Origin of the sequence: Paenibacillus lentus, from assembly GCF_003931855.1 — a bacterium.
GTDB lineage: Bacteria > Bacillota > Bacilli > Paenibacillales > Paenibacillaceae > Fontibacillus > Fontibacillus lentus.
Map to the genome: position 1 here is coordinate 4566446 of NZ_CP034248.1, position 17183 is coordinate 4583628.

Below are 17183 nucleotides of genomic sequence, written 5' to 3' on the forward strand. Positions count from 1 at the left end.
CAGAAGTATTTTGGCCCAATGCTGAGACGGGCATGAGAAGCTCACAGCTGGCAGCGATGCGTCGTCGCCAGCTGCCGCAAGCTGCACCGCACGGACAACGCTCTTGTCCGTGCTAGCGCTTGCCCCGCCGCTTGGCCTCCAGCAGGCGGCCAAGCGTGCCCTCGCCCGGCGCATCGCCAGCGCCGGGTCCGGCGCCTCCGGCTTCCTCCTGCGGAGGAGAAGCCGGAGGCGCCGCCTTGGCCCGCGGCGGCTCTGGCCGCGCGGGCTCGCCGCCCGTCCCGCCCACAGGCGGACGGGCCAAATCCGGCGCAGGCGTCCCCGGAGCGGGGCTATCCCCGCTCCCTGCATCTGCGCCGTAGAAGCTGGCCGTGCGCGCTTTGCGTGCGGCCAGCCGGGCCAGCCGGGCGTCCGCTTCCGCAGGAGCGGCGCCAGCTGAAGTCGCCGCACGCGCAGCGCGGCGCCAAGGCATGGCGGCGGCAGCCAGCTGCTCCGCCATGCGACCCCAGGGCAGCGCCAGACGACGCACAGCGATGTCGGCGAGCCAGAGCAGCAGCGCGGCAATGAGCAGCGCACGCTCCCAGCTGCGCAGCGACTTATGCGGCTGCACCGGGAAATCGAAAAGCGCTCCCGGCTCCTCCCAGTTCAGCTCGCGCCCGCCCGTCAAAGCGGCAAGCTTCGCCAGCTTCTCTCCGGGGTCCTCCGTCACGATCCGATACTCCGGAGAATAAGGGATTACAAAACCAGTGCCGGTCCCCCCGCCATCCCTCATTTCATCCCCGTGCTTGCCCTGCAAATGAAGGAGAAAGGAGCCTGGATCACGTACAGAAGTCACACCGGTATATACTCCGGGAGATGTCTGAACTAGCGATACAGTAACCTCGCTTAAATCTTCGCCTGTAACAATGGCCTCAAGCTCCTCCGGAGGAGCTGTCCCTTCCGCAGCGGCAACTTCAAAATAAACCTCATTTCCCTGTACCGTCGTGTTCACTTCAAATGGCGAAGCTGCAAACTGCGGGAAAGTCCATTTCACCATATCCGCGAACAGGTTCGGATACCCCGGCCAGTTCACCCAATCCCGCGACCATTTCCCCGTCAAATCGCTCGTCCAGGCTACGGTTCGCCCCGACCCATACTGCCAACGGGCCAGCAAGGGATCAGGCTCGGGACTAGCCAGCACCGTCTGGGCGGTCGATTTGGCCGTTGTCGCTACATAGCCGTATATCGTCGGCAAACCGCCCGACAACGATTCACGCCAGTCTCCCGGCTGGACAAGCGCAGGAACAAAGGGCTTATCTACAATATATGTTCTCGCGATCATCGCCGCTTCCCGGCTGAATATCGTCGGCAAAGTCGTCGCATCTTTGACAAAATAATAACGCCCCTTAGCGCCCTTCGCTAGCGATTCCAGCAGCTGCGTGTCCGCGCCGTCGCCGACCGCCACGGTGGACATTGTCATATGATTGTCCTTCATCGTATTCAATAATTCATCGTACCCAGAATTCACAGCCGACTGCCCATCCGTTAATAGGATGATATGTTTACGCTGAGCCTCAATCTCCAGCAATTTGTCCGTCGCATCCGCCACGGCCGGATATATATTTGTCCCGCCCGCGCTTGGAATGCTATTGATCTTGGCGATGACATCCTCCTTTTGGTCCCCGAGCTTCGTCGGCTCCACGACCCACCATGGCCTATCGTCAAAGGCCACGACTCCAACCGTATCCTTGGAACGCAGCATTTCGACCGTTCGTGCTGCTGATTCCTTGGCCAATCTGATATTATCCCCTTCCATACTACCGGATCGGTCAATAACAAGAATAAGTCCAAGAGACGGAATCTCCCGCTTGCCCTGCAACTCCATCGATACCGGAAGCAGCTTCTCGATCGGCGTTTTGAAATAACCGCCCATGCCAAAGCTATCTTCTCCGCCGACCATCATAAATCCGACACCATAGGAACGAACCGCCTGCTCGATGAGCTCCATCTGCTTGCCTCCGACTTGCTCCCCGGACACATTGTTGAAGATGATGCTGTCAAAGCCAGCGTACTTTGCCATTTCCGTTGGAAGCATACCAGGTTCGATGACCGAATACTGAATCAAGCCTGATTTCAGCGCATTTTCCAAGTTCGAGGAAGTGCCCTGCTTTCCCTCTACGATCAACACCTTTGGACTGCCAGTAACGCGAGTAAAAGCATAGTTGGCATTGTTCGCTGCCTGCTCGTCCCCATCCATGAAAATTTCCGCCCGGTAGCGATGAAGTCCCGGTTCTCTGGCCAGCCCTTGCAAAGCGAAGCGATTCTCTCCTCGATCCAGCGTCACTGTCTTGCGGCCAATCTCCTGATTATCCTCATACAGCCGCAGCTCGCCACTGCCGGAAAAGGTACTGCGAATCGACACCTCGAACGTAAAAGACTCCGCCCTATACAGCTTTTCCGGAATGCGCAAAGATTCAACGGCAGCATCCCTCCGCTCTTTTACCGGGGCCTGGAGCACATCAACAGCGATCCCTCGGTTCTTTAAAGCTCTCGCTGCGGAGAGGACATCGCCTACATTTTCCTCTCCGTCCGAAATAACGATGATCCGCTGGTTACCTTTACCACCAAACAGGCTGCCCGCAAGCTGAAGCCCTTGCTCTAAATGAGTAAAAGCCGCATTTACTTCAGCTCGGGCGCCACTGGCCTCAAGCTGTAAAGGGTCGAGGTTTTTCTCAATGACAGCATCAAGGCCTGCCGAGACCATGCCCATGCTGTCCTGCTCCGCTTTGCCGCTGGACGCTTTCGCAGCCCATGCTAAGGCAGAATCGGTATCCTCCATGCTGGCCGAACGGTCGAGCAGAAACACGACTTCCTTATTTTTAACCAGTGTAAAGGTCTGAAAACCGGCAAGCGCCAAAATTAACAAAGTGACAATCGTGACCCGGAGGGCTACAGCCCATTTCTTTCGGCCTCCGCTGAGGCGGAAGTCCGAACGATAGGCGTAAAATGCACCAGCGAATACAAAGATGAGCAGCAGCAAAACCCATGGATGATTAAATTGAACGCCCACGCTGGTACACCCCCCATTCTGTGATAATCACGATCAGAGCCAGCAGCACCGCCAAAGAAGTAAGGGAACGCTTGGACTTCGACTCCTCACTTATACTAATTTCGCTCGAACCCCCGTTTGCTGGGGTGCCGTCGCTCCCCATGCTATTGCCGTTTCCATCACCGCCAAAAACAAGCGGCTTCGCTTGCCCCAGGGCGGATTCAGATGGATGAGCAATCACCTCCAAATTGTAACCAGGGAGTGGACTTCCGTCTGCTCCCTTCGGTTCAAATCGCCAAAGACCGGGAATCTCCGGTACAGTTTGCTCAGCGGGCAAGCTCTGATCTTTAGTGATCGCCGGAATCGGTGCTGCTCCCGCCTTCATCGCATAGCCATCCACCGCGATCCAAGCTCCCTCCACCGCCTCTGCGGTTACGGGAATTTCCAGTGGAGAACCCGCAATCACACGGCCCAATCCTGTCGTCCGACCCGCCTGCAGCCATTGCACCGCGTTGTTAACCATAACCGGGAACTCCGGACGGAGCGGCAAATCGCCATCGCTTAAGGAAAAGAGAAAAACGAGCCGATTGACCCCGCCCTCGGTCCCGGCAAAAGCCGCTGTTTTCGCGCCAATTGCTATGAGCGGTTTACCCCATACCGGTATTTCTCGCGCCAGAAGGGTTCCCGTTGGCGGATCATTCAGCGATATATAGCGCGTCACCGGGTGCTGGAATATTGTCGTTCTGCCGTTTGGAGGTTGAATGGTCTCGCCATCGCCGCCTAATGTCCAGGACGGTGTCTCCTTCACAAGCCGGGGCCATTCCCCCTTTTCTATATAAGCCGGGGGCTTGCCATCGATTATGATCAGATCGGGCTTGTCTTTGGGGATTGCCGGAGCTTGAGCCGCTTCTTCATTCGATGCGCTTGCCGTACTTGTTGAGGGCTCCATCCGGGTAACTCTCGCTCCCGACAGCTGGAGTGCCTTCTCCAGAAACAGGTTACCTTGGGATATAAGCAGCACACTAGGGGCGCCACCCCTCTTCCGGAAAGCAAAAGCCTCGTTGTCAGGCATGTAGTCATCGCTCAGCCCCAGCTTTAATTTATAAAAATCCGCGGCAGGCAGCTCCTCGAAGGTGACGGTTACAGCCTCGCCATTCTTCACCTTCACGGACTCCACTGCCAACCGTTTTCCGTCCCCGAACAGTTCCAAATCCGTTTCGACCGGGCTTACGCCGTGATTCCGAATTACAGCTACCCCCGTGCCGATCTCTCCGTCGCTTTTTACACCGAATTGATCCACGGCAGCATTATTAGCCGCGCCTGTTCGCAAAGAGACAACCTCCACTGGGACCTCAAGCGGAATATCGTTCGTCATCTCACTCCACTGCTCATCCGTAAAAATGATCAGTCTCGCGTCAGGATCACCCTTCGTTAATGCCACGGCAAGAGACATCGTCTCCCGATATGCTGCCTTGCCGTATTCTACCGTCAGCTGATCCACCTGAGCACGGATCGCCAGCTGATTCTTTTCACGAGTCAACAGTATTTCCGGCTCCATCCCTAGCTTTAGCAGGGTCACCTCGCTGTTTGCTCCCATCGATTCGATGTATTTGCCAACCTGCTGCTTCAACTCGTCGATCACCGCTCGGGTTGAATGAGTATCCTTCTCGGTTTCGCCGTTCCATGCCGCCCCCATGCTCGCCGACACATCAACAATGATTACGGTGTGCCCCTCTAAACCGCCTTTGACCCAAACAAATGGCATCATCAATGCAAATACAAGGAGTGCAGCTACGAGCAACTGCAGCCACAACAGCAGTCGATTCTGCAGCTTCTGCCAGGGACGGTTCGCCTCGATATTTCGCAGCACACGATTCCACAGCAAATGGCTGGGGATCAGCGTATCCACGTATTTCCGCTTAAACAGATACATCAGCACGATCAGGGGGATCGCCAAGGCGAACCACAGTCCGGTCCAAGAGGAAAATCCCATCATGTCACCCCTTTCTCTGTTGCTCTAACACGGTCTTTTATTTGCAACCAAACCAAAAGCCGCTTAAGAGCCAAGAACTCCTGCTCCACGCAGCGTCTCAAATATTCCCGTTTCCAATGAAGTATCGGTATTGATCTGTATATAGTAAATAGCCCGTTCACTGCAAAAGCGGGCAATTTCCGCTTGATATGCCTGCAGGGCTTGTCTATACACATCTAACATTTTTCCGGTCATTGCGATTTCTTTGCCCGTACCCAGCTCGCTATCCACCAGACGTAAGTCTCCACTCAGACTCGGGGATGTTTCCTCAGGCGACAATACTTGCACCAATACAATTTCCTGTCCGGCAGCCAGCAAAAAAGACAATGTCTCCGTCAATTCTGCCACTCCCCCATCCAGCCAAAAATCAGAAAATATCCATGTCATTCCCGGCTGCTTCGGAAGTGCCTTGGGCTGCCGCAACGCCCGGGCCAAATTGCCAAGACCGCCCGGCTGCGCCGCCTGCAAGAACGAGAACAGTCTGGCCGCAGAAGCCTTCCCCCGAACAGGCGGAAGTTGACTCTCCACCTCTGAGCTGAACACCGTCCCCTGCACACGGTCATATGACGCCAGAGCCATATATCCTATGGATGCAGCAAGGCACTTCGCATATTCCAGCTTGTTCATGCCTGACTGCTCATCATTTTTACCGGAGGCTTTGTTATCTCCAAAGTCCATCGAGGCGGAATTATCCACATATAGACTCACCTGCAGCTCCTGCTCATCCCAATACTGACGAACAAAGGGCCTACCCGTCCGGGAATACACCCCCCAGTCGAAGCGGCGGATGTCATCACCCGGCGAGTACTCCCGGTAATCAGCAAATTCCAGCGATGAGCCGAAGCGGCTAGAGCGTCTCTTCCCCTGCATCGTTCCACGCACCCGCCGCTTGGAAGCGATCGACAGCCGCTCCAGACGGGGAAGTAGCGACGGCGGAAGGAGTGGCTCAGTCATCGTCTTTCCCCCTCAAGCACAGACAGAATATCTTCAATCAGCATATCCGGAGATACTCCCAGCGCTTGACCTTCAAAATTCAGAAATAGGCGATGGCGCAGCGCAGGAACGGCTACCGCCGCAATATCCCCAGTGGACACATGCAGCCTTCCCTTCGATATCGCCCTTACCTTAGCTACCGATACGATCGATTGAATTCCCCGCGGTCCCGATCCAAACCGCAAATATTTGCGTACGGACTCTGGAGCTGAAGCTTCTTCGGGATGAGTCATCATTAACAGCCGCACCCCATAATCAAGTACATCATCAGCAAGCAGAACCTCTTTTGCAGCCTGCCTGATTTCCAGCAGTTCACCGGCTGAAGCCTGCTTTTCCGGAGTCGGCTGATTACCAGAGGTCGTCCGGCGGACGATCTCCTTGAGTTCGTCAGGAGACGGATAGCTAACATGAATTTTCAAAAGAAAACGATCCAGCTGCGCCTCCGGCAAAGGATATGTCCCCTCATTCTCCAGCGGATTTTGCGTGGCTAGAACAAAAAACGGCTGTGGGAGTCTATGCGTTTCACCGCCAACAGTCACGGTCTGCTCCTGCATCGCCTCAAGCATGGCGCTCTGCGTCTTCGGCGTAGCGCGGTTAATTTCGTCCGCCAGCACAATGCTGCTGAATACCGGACCGGGCTGAAAGACCGTATCCGTACCACCCTGCGGCCCGAAACGAATGACGTTGGTTCCAGTTATATCGCTTGGCATCAGGTCCGGTGTAAACTGAATTCGCGAGAATGACAGGTCTAGAGTGTCGGCAATCGTACGGACGAGCATCGTCTTCCCTAGCCCCGGAATACCTTCAAGCAAGGCATGCCCTCCAGCAAATACGCACCAGAGCAGCTGCTCTACAATCTCCTCCTGACCCACGATAACTCTTCCAATCTGCTCTCGCACGCTTGATATCGTATTTCTCCACGACTCTACCTGCGCAGTTGCTTCCAACTTCATATGTCCCCCTTCTCCTTCGTCCTCAATATCCCGGATCTATTTCAGTAAAATAGCTCTCTACCAGGCTTTGCATGCTTTGCGGGAGCTCACTTCGCTCCAGGGAGCGCTTGGCTTCGGCAGCATAATCGCTATACACCTCGTCATAGGGTCGGCTTACTCCATCAAATACAGGCGACCTGCCGCCCTTTTGCACATCTCCGCCGCCGCCATGAATTTCGCCGCCATCCCGCTCTATATTTTCACTGCCCTGCAGGTCGCGCGGCGTGGTCACAAGCTCCCGTCCACCGCTCCCAAGTCCTGCACCTTGGCCGATGCCGTTTCCTTGTCCGACGCCAGTGCCTTGACCGCCGCTTCCTATGCCAATGCCGTTCCCGCTGCCCGATCCGGAGCCTGTGCCTTGGCCGGTCCCTTGCCCAGAACCTTTACCTTGACCCTGGCCGCCTCCCTCATCACCAGAATCACCACTCCCCGGTTCTCCCCCGGGGGGGAAATAGCCGGCGGCTAATTGATCAGCGACTCCGCCCATGCTCCAAGCATCGGATACCGCAAGGCCAGAGGCAGCCATTTGCTCCGCAAGTTCCATTCCCTGCTTAGCTAGTGCGGCAGCTAACGCCGCAGCAGCCTCGGCCTGATCCATATCGGAATTCAAACCGGCAGCACTCTCTTGAATCGCTTGTCTCAGCAGCTCCAAAGCCTGCTCCAATTCTTCCGAACTTCCTTGTTCAAGCGCCTCAGCAACTTTTTTCAAAGCTTCCGCCAGACGCTGCGCTTTCTCATCGTTCACAGGCGCGCCCTCAGCGGTTCGCTGTAAATCCTGTGCAAGCCGCTGGCGTTCTTCCTTAGACATCGAGGAAGCCTGCTGGCGGAATTCGTCCATTTTTTCATGCAGTGTCTCTTGATTCTGTTGTTTTAACGCCTCGGCTAAGCCTTGTGATAACGGATTAACCTTCCATTGATCCAGCCATTTCTCCATTTCCTGCTGCTTGAGTTCCATTTTATCGGCCATTTCCTTCAAGCTTTTCATGGTATTCTCTACGCTCTCCAACGCTTCCTCTGGCGCTTTGCTCAACTCCAGCGAGCGCCTCAGCTCAGCTATTTCCCGGTTCAGGGCATCTCGCGCAATCGGTTCCAGTTGGCGCGTCTCAAGCTCTTTGACTCTTTCGTTTGTCTCCTGCTTCTGGGCGTCTACCCATTCCCTTCGCTCCTTGCGCTTCGCTAGTTCCTCATGCATCGGATTCGGCAGTACAATCAGTAGGACTATCGCCATCAGCAAGCCTGCACAGGCAAACCAAAATTTACGGCTAATCGCAAAGGGGAGCCGCTGCTTGATCTCCCGCAAATAGGCTGAACCATACTCGGCCGCCTGGGCGCGCTGCCATTTCACCGCAACCGTATCCGCTTCTCCAAACGACAGCGCCGTTGCCATATCATCTCGCCGTTCCCCTCCGGACACCTGGCGGTCCATCCTGCGGGCTGCGTCCATCAGAGATACTCGCCTTGCGAACAATCCCCATAAACAGCCAGATAGCACACACAATAGGATTACACCGGCCCCTTGCCACAGCAACCCCTCGATCGGCCGCAGGCGGCCGACAGTCAGCCACAGCACAGCTGCTCCTAAACCGATAATCAAGCCATGCCGGAATCCATCCCACGCTCTTAGCCATTGCATACGCCGGCGTACCGAGCTGACCTGCTGATATATTTCCTTCACGTCTGCCGGCCTCCCCTCATAAAACCAGATACTAAGCTATTTTTATCAATAATTATTGCTTCGTCTGCTCATTTTCCTGCGCTTCCCAGTCTGTCTTAAGACCCTTCCTGCCCCGTCCTCGTTTAACTGGACGAATATAGCGGATCGCAAGCCAAAGCACCAGTACAATGACTACACTATATACAAGCAAAAATTGCTGCCACAGCTGAATCGGCGCACTCCCCTGCTGGCCCCGCGATTGCGCAAGAAAGACGCTATCCGAGAACGAAGGTTCAAAAATACTGATTAGCGCTCCCGCAGGATTAAATCCAAGGATAAACCCGATCCAGGAGTAATCCGATGGCACGGTGGTTCCCGAAACGTAATAATTAGCTTGAACAACGCCCAGTGCAATGATATATACAATTCCCGTTACGAGAAAAATCACAAGCCCTACACCATAGGTCATTATAACGGCAACCATCGTTCTCTTGAACAATGTGGAGAATAATACACCTAGAGAACCGAGCAGCAGCATAATGTACAAATAAAACAGAAAGACAAACACAAGCTGCTTCGGTGCTACACCTCCATAAAGAAAAGCAATGCTGTACACTGGCAGTGTGGCGAAAATAACCAACGTCATAAAGCTTAGCGAAGATACCAGTTTGCTCAAAATAATCGTCGAAGAGCTTTGCTGGGTCGTTAAAAGCATGTTTAAGGTCTGCTTCTCCCGCTCCCCGCTAATGACTCCTGCCGTCAGCGCAGGCGTCATGAACGCAATGAGAACAAGCTGGGCAATGCTGAGCGCGTAAAACATGACTCGGCTAGTACTCGGATCAATGCGGCCCGATAATCCTGCCCCGCTGCTCATCATGACATAAATAATCCCCATCGCCAGCAGGCCCATCACCAACACATAAACAAACACGGTGATGGCAGAACGGGATGATCTCATCCGGAGACGAAACTCTTTGTCCATTACGGGATTGATTAATTTTCTACGCCAGTTCATCTGCTGCGCCTCCCTTCGTAATCTCCAGGAATACATCCTCAAGATTGGTCTGTGCTTCATGGAAGGACACGACCCCGTATCCCGTGCCGATAATTTTGTTCAGCAGTTGGACTTGCTCGACATCCCCGCCGCTAAAATGCACATGCACCCCTGTAGAATCGCTCAGCACCTGAGTGACGTGGAGCTCATCCCGCATCATCTCGGCCAGTTCATCCCCGCGTTCCATAACGCGAATATGCAGTACCCGCTTGACGCGCAGTCGATTTTGGATATCGGCCACTTTCCCTTGAGCTACCATCTCTCCATGTTCAATCACACCGATCTCATCCACCATTTCTGCAAGCTCCGGCAAAATATGCGACGAGATGATAATCGTTTTGCCCATGAGCTTTAACTCTTTCAAAATCTCCCTCATTTCGATCCGAGCGCGGGGATCGAGACCCGAAGCCGGCTCATCAAGAATGAGCACATCGGGATCATGTACTAGGCATCGGGCCAGGCACAGCCTCTGCTTCATGCCGCGGGACAGGCTGTCTACGTACGTATCCTGCTTGTCGCTTAAATTAACCAATTCAAGCAGCTGCGGGATCAGCTTCTCCCGTTCAGGGCGAGGTATGCCATAGCTGGCTCCATAGAAATGCAGGTACTCCGTCGTTTTAAATTGATCATAAACTCCGAAGAAGTCCGGCATGTATCCAATTCTCTTTCGCACCTCATGCGGCTGCTCGGTAACTTCAAAACCTCCTACCGTCGCCGTTCCCGAAGTGGGCAGCAGCAGAGTTGCCAAAATCGACATCGTCGTTGACTTTCCAGCTCCATTCGGCCCAACAAATCCGAATACGGTTCCCTTTGATATGGAAATATTCACCGACTTCAGTGCTTCAAAGCTTCCATAGTTTTTTGTCAAGTTGCGTATTTCAATCATCGGCTGCTACTCCCCTTTACAGCGATTTCCGGCAGGTCGAAGCCGCTCCAATCCTGCGTAGTGATCACGACGCGCAGCGTCGTCCCTCCGACTAAATATTGATGAATCGGCTGAGCAAGCTCGGCAAGCCCCTGATTCCATTGCAAAGGTTCCAGTTCTCCTTTTGATGCATTCCATACCGCTAGTGTCAAATTGTACCCGCGATTGTTCTGACGCATCTTAAGCTCAGAATATTCCACCTCGCTAGGTAAAATATATTCAAGCTCCATTTCACCTGCAGACATATGCACACTGCCGCTGGACTCATATCCCCAATCGGAAGATGTTGTTTTAGCAATCGTAGGTTGAATATATCCGTAAGGTATGCTCCATTGACCATCCTTCTGAAGCTCTGGATCAATCCGTTGGACTAACATATTCAGCGAATCATCAGCCACGTTTTTGCCGTTAACCCCATACTCGAGCAATTGGTCTTTGCTCCAACCGATAAAAGCATAATGGCTTGTCTTTTTATTTTGGTTGAAATAACTGTTAACTAGGCCTCTAGCTCGTTCCAGCTTCATATTCTCTCCGCGATTGCTATTGTACGGAAATATTCGGTCACCATAATCATTATGCCTCACGGGGATCGGATTCGACTGGATCGTAGCCGTTTCCCCTTTTGCGAGATCTCCAAGCAAATACAATTTATCGTTCAATACTATCGAAGTGTTCGTTAAATCCATAGATGTTGCATTCGTAACCTTTCCTTGAGGCATCCCTTGATCATCGAAGGATATATCCAGCTCTACTTGACCGAACTGACGATCCTCCAACTGCTCCACGGAAAACTTGGCTAGGGAACGGTACGTCATGCCATTTAAACCCACTTCCGTACCGCTATCTCCTTTCCGAATCAATTGTCGATTTGAAGCAATCGACTGTCCGCCGGAAATAAGTCCGTCTTCACGCTGAACGGTAACATGCGTTCCAGCCGGGAAGCTTACTTGATAATTCCCACTACGTGGGATAAATAGCGCTGTTGAGGTGGAGCGATCGGCATAGCCCTTCCCATCCAATTCAACAATACTGAGCGTGTTGGTGCGCAGCGTACTTTTACCTGTCGTACCGGCTAAGTAAATCCCGCCGCTGGCAATTACGGCAATGACCGGAATCAGCAGCCAGGCCCATTCACGTCTATCCAGCTTTTTCAGTACGAAATACAGTCCCGGAGCAACGACCACGGCGTAGCCCAGCAGCAGCCAGAGCAGCAAAGAATACGGCGGCAATGACAGGCTCGGAAAATAATCGAGCAAATGGTCGATCCGCTGAGCCATATTTCCCGTCCAACCCATATTAGCTTGTGAAGCAGGCGCTATGGACGCATGCTGCTGAAGCACCTTATTCCATAGCTCCGCATGACCCGACCAGGATTGCAATGGCTCCATGGATACATCATAAGCCGCATAGATTACCGCGCCTTTGCTGACGTCCCAGGAGGCAAAGAAAGGCTGTTCTCCGTGTATTATCGTTCGTGCGCCATCCTTCAAGGTAACGGCAGAAATAGGGAATGCGGCACTCAATGGAAGTGACTTGCCAGTCGCCTTCTCCAACTCCTTCAGCGAGACGACATCGGCGAGGCCGTTATAGTCGACCGGCGACAAATCCTCCAGCCCCTGAATCGTTTTCGCATAGCCAGCGCCCCCAGCAAGTACGAGTGTCCCGCCTTGGTTCACCCATGCTTTGATCGCTTCTATCCGTGTAGTCCCGAGGTTTCCGGTCGTATAATTATTTATAACGAGTGTATCCAGTCCCTCCAGCAGGACGGCGTCTTCCGGTAATTGTTCCGGTTTTAGGGGAATAATCTTCACATCTTTTCCCTTACTGTTCAGCATGCTGAGAAAATTCATGCTATCCGGATCAGATGCCAGAACACCGATTAAGGTTCCACTGCTTGCATTGGAACTCAAATAGGGAGTTTTGGTTGTAAAGGGAATGAATTTCCCGGTTTCTACCGAATCTTCATAGAACCGGATCGAGTTGTTGTCCTTATGAAAAGAATGTCCCAAGATGCCAAAGGTAATTTCCTTCGGCGTACCCGCAGGCAAATCCACCCTTTGCACATAGGAAGCCTGGCTTGAGTTATATGGATACTCCATTTGGACAGAGATATCTCCCGATATGTCGGTATCGCTGGTCAGCGTAATTTTTAGCGGTGTCCATTCTCCCATTTTGTAATGGCCATCGAAGCCAATTTCCGTCTTGATGGAAATCGATGGTTCTTCCGCATAGACGGGCTTGGGGCTTGCGAGCCCTGGGAGCAGCGCGAATATGGCAATAACCAGCCACAGCACGATTAGGGATGCCCTTTTATTGTCATGTAGTAACAAATGATTCTCTCCTCTCATCCTCGAATGATTCTATGAATATAGGACGTTTCAAGTGTTCAAAATGTTTACGTTCCGCGAAAAAACGTAAAACTAAAGCCGTCCAGTATGACATGCATGCCAACTGTAACGGCTTCTAGTTGTTCAAGGTGAATTAATAATTCCGCTTCATTAATTAGCTGAACACAACGGTCTTGTTCTGATGGACGAGGATACGATCCTCGATATGCCATTTTACGGCGCGGGCCAATACGACTCTCTCGATCGTGCGACCGATCCGCTTCAGTTCCCCAACATCATCACGGTGGCTAACGCGCTGAACGTCCTGCTCTATAATCGGCCCGCCGTCCAGCTCCTCAGTTACGTAATGGGCGGTAGCGCCGATGATTTTCACTCCGCGATCATAAGCCTGCGCATATGGCTTGCCTCCAACGAAGGCCGGCAGGAAGGAGTGATGAATATTGATAATACGGTTCCGGTAAGGATCGATTAAAGCCGGGGACAGAATTTGCATGTATCGGGCAAGCACGATCAAATCTACTTTTCCATTAACCAGTTCCAGTTGCTTCTGCTCGGCTTCTCTTTTCGTGTCCGGGGTAACCGGAATATGATAGAAAGGGATGCCGAACGACTCGACGTATTCTTTATTGTCGGGGTGGTTACTGATGACCATCGAAATTTCCGCATCAAGATCGCCTGCTTGCCATTGCCAGAGCAATTCTACCAAGCAATGGTCTTCCTTCGATACGAAAATAGCCAGCTTCTTCTTCTGGTTCAGCGGATAAATGTCCCACTTCATATCGAATTTGGCAGCAATAACCGCAAAATCCTGTTTTAGCTCTGTTAAGTTATCATGCAGCTGTTTCAGGTCAAATTCGACCCGCATAAAAAACATGCCGCCCTCAGGATCCATTGTATACTGATCCGATTGGACGATATTTGCACCATGCTGATGCAGGAAATCAGATACGGCGGCAACAATGCCAGGCCCGTCCGGACAGGAAATCAACATCCGCGCCCGGTGATTTTCGTATGGTTTGACAGGTCTTGCTCCTGTTTTAACATGGATATCCATCTTTCTCTCAAGTCCTCCCAGTAACTTTGATAAACAACTATATATAGTAGCGGGTTATTCCTTTGCCGCCAGCCAGCCGATCAATCTAAAATTGATTTGCTCCTCCGTGTAATCCGGGAACAGATTGGCTTCCAAGACGAGGTCATATAATCGCTCCAGCGGCTCACGCGGATCGGCCTTCCTAGCTTTGGCGTCGTTCTTGAGCAATGTCCACGTGTCCAACACGAACGCCCGCTGCTCTATATCACGTTTAGCAAAAAAGCTGTTCAGCATTTCCACTTCCGTCAGGAAGGATTCCCCGAATCTTTCCGTAACGTCGCCGCGAAGCAAAGCGATTTCGACTTCGTACATCGGCCGCTGGGTTTTCGCTTCTTTGCCAATCCAAGGCGTCTCCAGTATAAACGGGCGCCCTTGCAGCAATTCATGGTGGACGACGCGATTCAGTGCTTCAAATCCGATCCAACCGCTGCCGATTGGCGTATGGCGGTCTTTCTTCGCCCCGATTGGATTCTTACTGTCATTCACGTGCACGACAGCGATCCGCTCCAGACCGATCAACTGGTCGAATTGATGCAATACACCATCCAGATTATTAACGATATCGTAACCAGCATCATGGATATGGCAGGTGTCCAAGCAGATCGTCAAACGTTCATTATGCTGTACTTTATCAATGATGGCAGCAATTTCCTCAAAGCTGCGCCCCATTTCCGTACCTTTGCCAGCCATCGTTTCCAGCGCGATGTTAACTTCCGTTTCATCCGTACCGTTCAATACCTCGTTCAAGCCCTCGGCGATCCGGTTAATGCCATATTCGGCATCCTTGTCCGTAAATGCACCAGGATGAAGCACGATATTCCGTACGCCCAGCGCATGGGTGCGGCGAATTTCCTCCTGCAGGAAGTCTACCGCAAGTTGATACGTATTTGACTTATAAGAACCTAAATTAATGATGTATGGCGCATGGACGACAATTTCGTCTATCCCGGCAACAGCCATCGCCGCCTTGCCATCTTCAATATTCATCGATTCAATCGGTTTGCGACGCGTGTTTTGCGGTGCGCCAGTATATATCATAAACGAGCTGGAGCCGTAAGATGCGGCCTCCTCCGTTGCGGTTAGTAGCCCCTTGTCCGAGAACGAGACATGCGAACCTATTTTTAACATTTCCTTTATCCCCCTTATGGACAACGTCTTTGAACAAAACCTATTTTATCTTGAATATCGATATAAATCTAGTTAAGTTGACAGACGAAGAACTTTTTTGATAAATATTAGCACTCGCGTTGCATGCTACTGGTCTTATTTCATTAGGTCACCTGCCATATGGAGTACTGAGATTCATATGACACGACATTTTCATTATTTTATTGCAAATGCAACATAAGTAGGTTAAATTGTTAATACGCTATTTTTATTGCATTTGCAACAATAACATGGATCAAGGAGTTCATTATGAAGGATATTCTTCGTGAAATTGGAATGATAGCTAGGGCATTAGATTCTATAAGCAATATAGAATTTAAAGAATATGACCTTACAAAAGGGCAGTATTTGTACCTGATTCGAATATGTGAGACCCCAGGAATCATTCAAGAAAAGTTAGCTGAGATGATCAAAGTAGACCGAACAACAGCAGCTCGTGCTGTAAAAAAACTCGAAATGAATGGATTTATTGAGAAGAAAGCAGATAAACATAACAAAAAAATAAGAAAACTCTTTCCAACAGAGAAAGGAAAAAAGGTGTATCCCTTTATCAAAAGAGAAAATGAATACTCCAATATCGTTGCATTAGAGGGTTTGTCCGAAGGAGAAATAGAAACCATTTCTAACCTTCTTCAACGAGTAAGAAAAAATGTAGAAAAAGACTGGGAATTTGTGAAAAAGGGAAACAAAAGAAATTATTGAATATATCAAGGAGCGCATATTTAAATGACTGCAAATATAAAAAAATGTACTTTAGAGGATTTACGCAAACTTCAAGAGATAAGCTATGAAACATTTAAGGAAACATTTAAGCATCAGAATTCACCCGAAAATTTGAATGTCTATTTAGAAAAGGCATTTAATTTGAAACAATTAGAAAAAGAATTATCTAATATTTCTTCGCAGTTCTTTTTTATTTACTATAACGATGAAATTGCTGGGTATTTAAAGATCAATACCAATGATGCGCAGTCTGAAGCTATGGGGGATGAAGCTCTTGAAATCGAAAGGATTTATATAAGAAACAAATTTCAAAAGCATGGACTAGGTAAATATCTGCTAAATAAAGCGCTGGAAGTTGCCAAAGTTCATAAAAAAACGATAATCTGGCTAGGCGTATGGGAAAAAAATGAGAATGCCATTGCTTTTTATAAGAAAATGGGCTTTGTGCAAAGTGGCGCCCACTCTTTTTATATGGGGGATGAAGAACAATTGGACTATATAATGACAAAAACACTAATGTAACATTTTCAATGCTGGATTAATGGATGACTATGTATAAAACAACAAATAAGGTATAATTCATAAAGATTGAAGGAATCAATGACTAACTATTCGAGGTGAATGAATCGATGCCACACTGGAGCATAACTTGGTTTGTACTGGCCAACCCAGGGCCGAACCGCTGGTTTATGAACTCAATTGCTTTTTGGGGTTTCGTCATGCTTGGCGTCATGTGCATCGGTGGTTTTTTTATGTTTCGCAAATTTTTGAAAGTGCTTCCGAAAGCGGATGGCATGTCCAAGCTTGATTGGCAGAATCACTGGGTCGAGAAGAGCAGGCATTTGTGGACGGACGAAGCAAAGACCTTCCTGGATCAGCTTGTACAGCCAGTACCCGCTCCTTTCCGGGATATCGCCAAGCATTCGATCGCGGCGGAAATCGGCAAGATCGCCCTAGAAGAGGATGCTAGCGAGGTTACGAAGGATCACTGCATCAAAGGTTATATTGTAGCTACACCAAGAAGAGATTATAAATTCCTCATGAACTTTTTAGAAAAAAGTAATATCGACTATCATCCCTACCAGCATCTCATTAACAAATAGCACATTCATTCATCCGGTTGCAACGTTCTAAACAACGCCAGCCGGATGTTTTTCTTATCAAACCTGATAAAGAG

General features: G+C 50.9%; 13 protein-coding genes. 3 read left to right on the forward strand and 10 right to left on the reverse strand.

Annotation, left to right across the window (positions count from 1 at the left end; translation table 11 throughout):
• Window positions 1–112: 112 nt before the first annotated feature.
• The 10 genes from EIM92_RS20715 to EIM92_RS20760 all read right to left on the reverse strand — a co-directional run bounded on the left by EIM92_RS20715 (window position 113) and on the right by EIM92_RS20760 (window position 15244).
• Window positions 113–3046, reverse strand: coding sequence for a VWA domain-containing protein (locus tag EIM92_RS20715; RefSeq protein WP_125084457.1), 2934 nt, complete (start codon window positions 3044–3046; stop codon window positions 113–115).
• Window positions 3030–5021, reverse strand: a complete 1992-nt coding sequence (locus EIM92_RS20720; RefSeq protein WP_125084458.1) for a vWA domain-containing protein — start codon at window positions 5019–5021, stop codon at window positions 3030–3032. The genes EIM92_RS20715 and EIM92_RS20720 overlap by 17 nt, the downstream gene beginning before the upstream one ends.
• A gap of 60 nt (window positions 5022–5081) precedes the next feature.
• Entirely contained in the window at window positions 5082–6011 is a 930-nt protein-coding gene (locus tag EIM92_RS20725) for a DUF58 domain-containing protein (protein ID WP_125084459.1), read from the reverse strand.
• The gene (locus tag EIM92_RS20730; RefSeq protein ID WP_125084460.1) at window positions 6008–7003 is read right to left on the reverse strand and encodes an AAA family ATPase; all 996 of its coding nucleotides are present in this window, start codon (window positions 7001–7003) and stop codon (window positions 6008–6010) included. Before EIM92_RS20730 ends, EIM92_RS20725 begins: the two co-directional genes overlap by 4 nt.
• Before the next feature lie 22 nt (window positions 7004–7025).
• Complete coding sequence (locus EIM92_RS20735) at window positions 7026–8717, reverse strand: DUF8809 domain-containing protein (RefSeq protein WP_125084461.1); 1692 nt, start codon at window positions 8715–8717, stop codon at window positions 7026–7028.
• 52 nt (window positions 8718–8769) lie between these two features.
• Window positions 8770–9711 (reverse strand): ABC transporter permease, encoded by a 942-nt coding sequence (locus EIM92_RS20740; RefSeq protein WP_125084462.1) that lies wholly within the window; start codon window positions 9709–9711, stop codon window positions 8770–8772.
• Window positions 9698–10636: an ABC transporter ATP-binding protein gene (locus tag EIM92_RS20745; RefSeq protein ID WP_125084463.1), complete on the reverse strand. Its 939-nt coding sequence runs from the start codon at window positions 10634–10636 to the stop codon at window positions 9698–9700. Before EIM92_RS20745 ends, EIM92_RS20740 begins: the two co-directional genes overlap by 14 nt.
• Window positions 10633–13005 (reverse strand): DUF8725 domain-containing protein, encoded by a 2373-nt coding sequence (locus tag EIM92_RS20750; RefSeq protein WP_125084464.1) that lies wholly within the window; start codon window positions 13003–13005, stop codon window positions 10633–10635. Before EIM92_RS20750 ends, EIM92_RS20745 begins: the two co-directional genes overlap by 4 nt.
• Window positions 13006–13177: 172 nt before the next feature.
• Window positions 13178–14077 (reverse strand): formyltetrahydrofolate deformylase, encoded by a 900-nt coding sequence (gene purU / locus EIM92_RS20755; RefSeq protein ID WP_125084465.1) that lies wholly within the window; start codon window positions 14075–14077, stop codon window positions 13178–13180.
• A 54-nt stretch (window positions 14078–14131) separates the two neighbouring features.
• On the reverse strand, window positions 14132–15244 hold the full coding sequence (locus EIM92_RS20760; RefSeq protein WP_125084466.1) for a deoxyribonuclease IV: 1113 nt from the start codon (window positions 15242–15244) through the stop codon (window positions 14132–14134).
• Between the two features lie 288 nt (window positions 15245–15532).
• Between EIM92_RS20760 and EIM92_RS20765 the strand changes: the two genes are divergently transcribed.
• From EIM92_RS20765 to EIM92_RS20775, 3 genes are all read left to right on the forward strand, one after another.
• Window positions 15533–15985: a MarR family winged helix-turn-helix transcriptional regulator gene (locus EIM92_RS20765; RefSeq protein WP_125084467.1), complete on the forward strand. Its 453-nt coding sequence runs from the start codon at window positions 15533–15535 to the stop codon at window positions 15983–15985.
• Window positions 15986–16009: 24 nt separating this feature from the next.
• Complete coding sequence (paiA, locus tag EIM92_RS20770; RefSeq protein ID WP_125084468.1) at window positions 16010–16528, forward strand: spermidine/spermine N(1)-acetyltransferase; 519 nt, start codon at window positions 16010–16012, stop codon at window positions 16526–16528.
• A gap of 107 nt (window positions 16529–16635) precedes the next feature.
• Entirely contained in the window at window positions 16636–17109 is a 474-nt protein-coding gene (locus EIM92_RS20775) for a DUF2621 domain-containing protein (RefSeq protein ID WP_211344396.1), read from the forward strand.
• Window positions 17110–17183: the final 74 nt, after the last annotated feature.

Coding starts and splice junctions, on each gene's coding strand:
- EIM92_RS20760 (WP_125084466.1), bottom strand. CDS start 15,244: ATGTTAAAAATAGGTTCGCATGTCTCGTTCTCGGACAAGGGGCTACTA.
- purU (WP_125084465.1), bottom strand. CDS start 14,077: ATGGATATCCATGTTAAAACAGGAGCAAGACCTGTCAAACCATACGAA.
- EIM92_RS20725 (WP_125084459.1), bottom strand. CDS start 6,011: ATGACTGAGCCACTCCTTCCGCCGTCGCTACTTCCCCGTCTGGAGCGG.
- EIM92_RS20720 (WP_125084458.1), bottom strand. CDS start 5,021: ATGATGGGATTTTCCTCTTGGACCGGACTGTGGTTCGCCTTGGCGATC.
- paiA (WP_125084468.1), top strand. CDS start 16,010: ATGACTGCAAATATAAAAAAATGTACTTTAGAGGATTTACGCAAACTT.
- EIM92_RS20775 (WP_211344396.1), top strand. CDS start 16,636: ATGCCACACTGGAGCATAACTTGGTTTGTACTGGCCAACCCAGGGCCG.
- EIM92_RS20745 (WP_125084463.1), bottom strand. CDS start 10,636: ATGATTGAAATACGCAACTTGACAAAAAACTATGGAAGCTTTGAAGCA.
- EIM92_RS20740 (WP_125084462.1), bottom strand. CDS start 9,711: ATGAACTGGCGTAGAAAATTAATCAATCCCGTAATGGACAAAGAGTTT.
- EIM92_RS20730 (WP_125084460.1), bottom strand. CDS start 7,003: ATGAAGTTGGAAGCAACTGCGCAGGTAGAGTCGTGGAGAAATACGATA.
- EIM92_RS20765 (WP_125084467.1), top strand. CDS start 15,533: ATGAAGGATATTCTTCGTGAAATTGGAATGATAGCTAGGGCATTAGAT.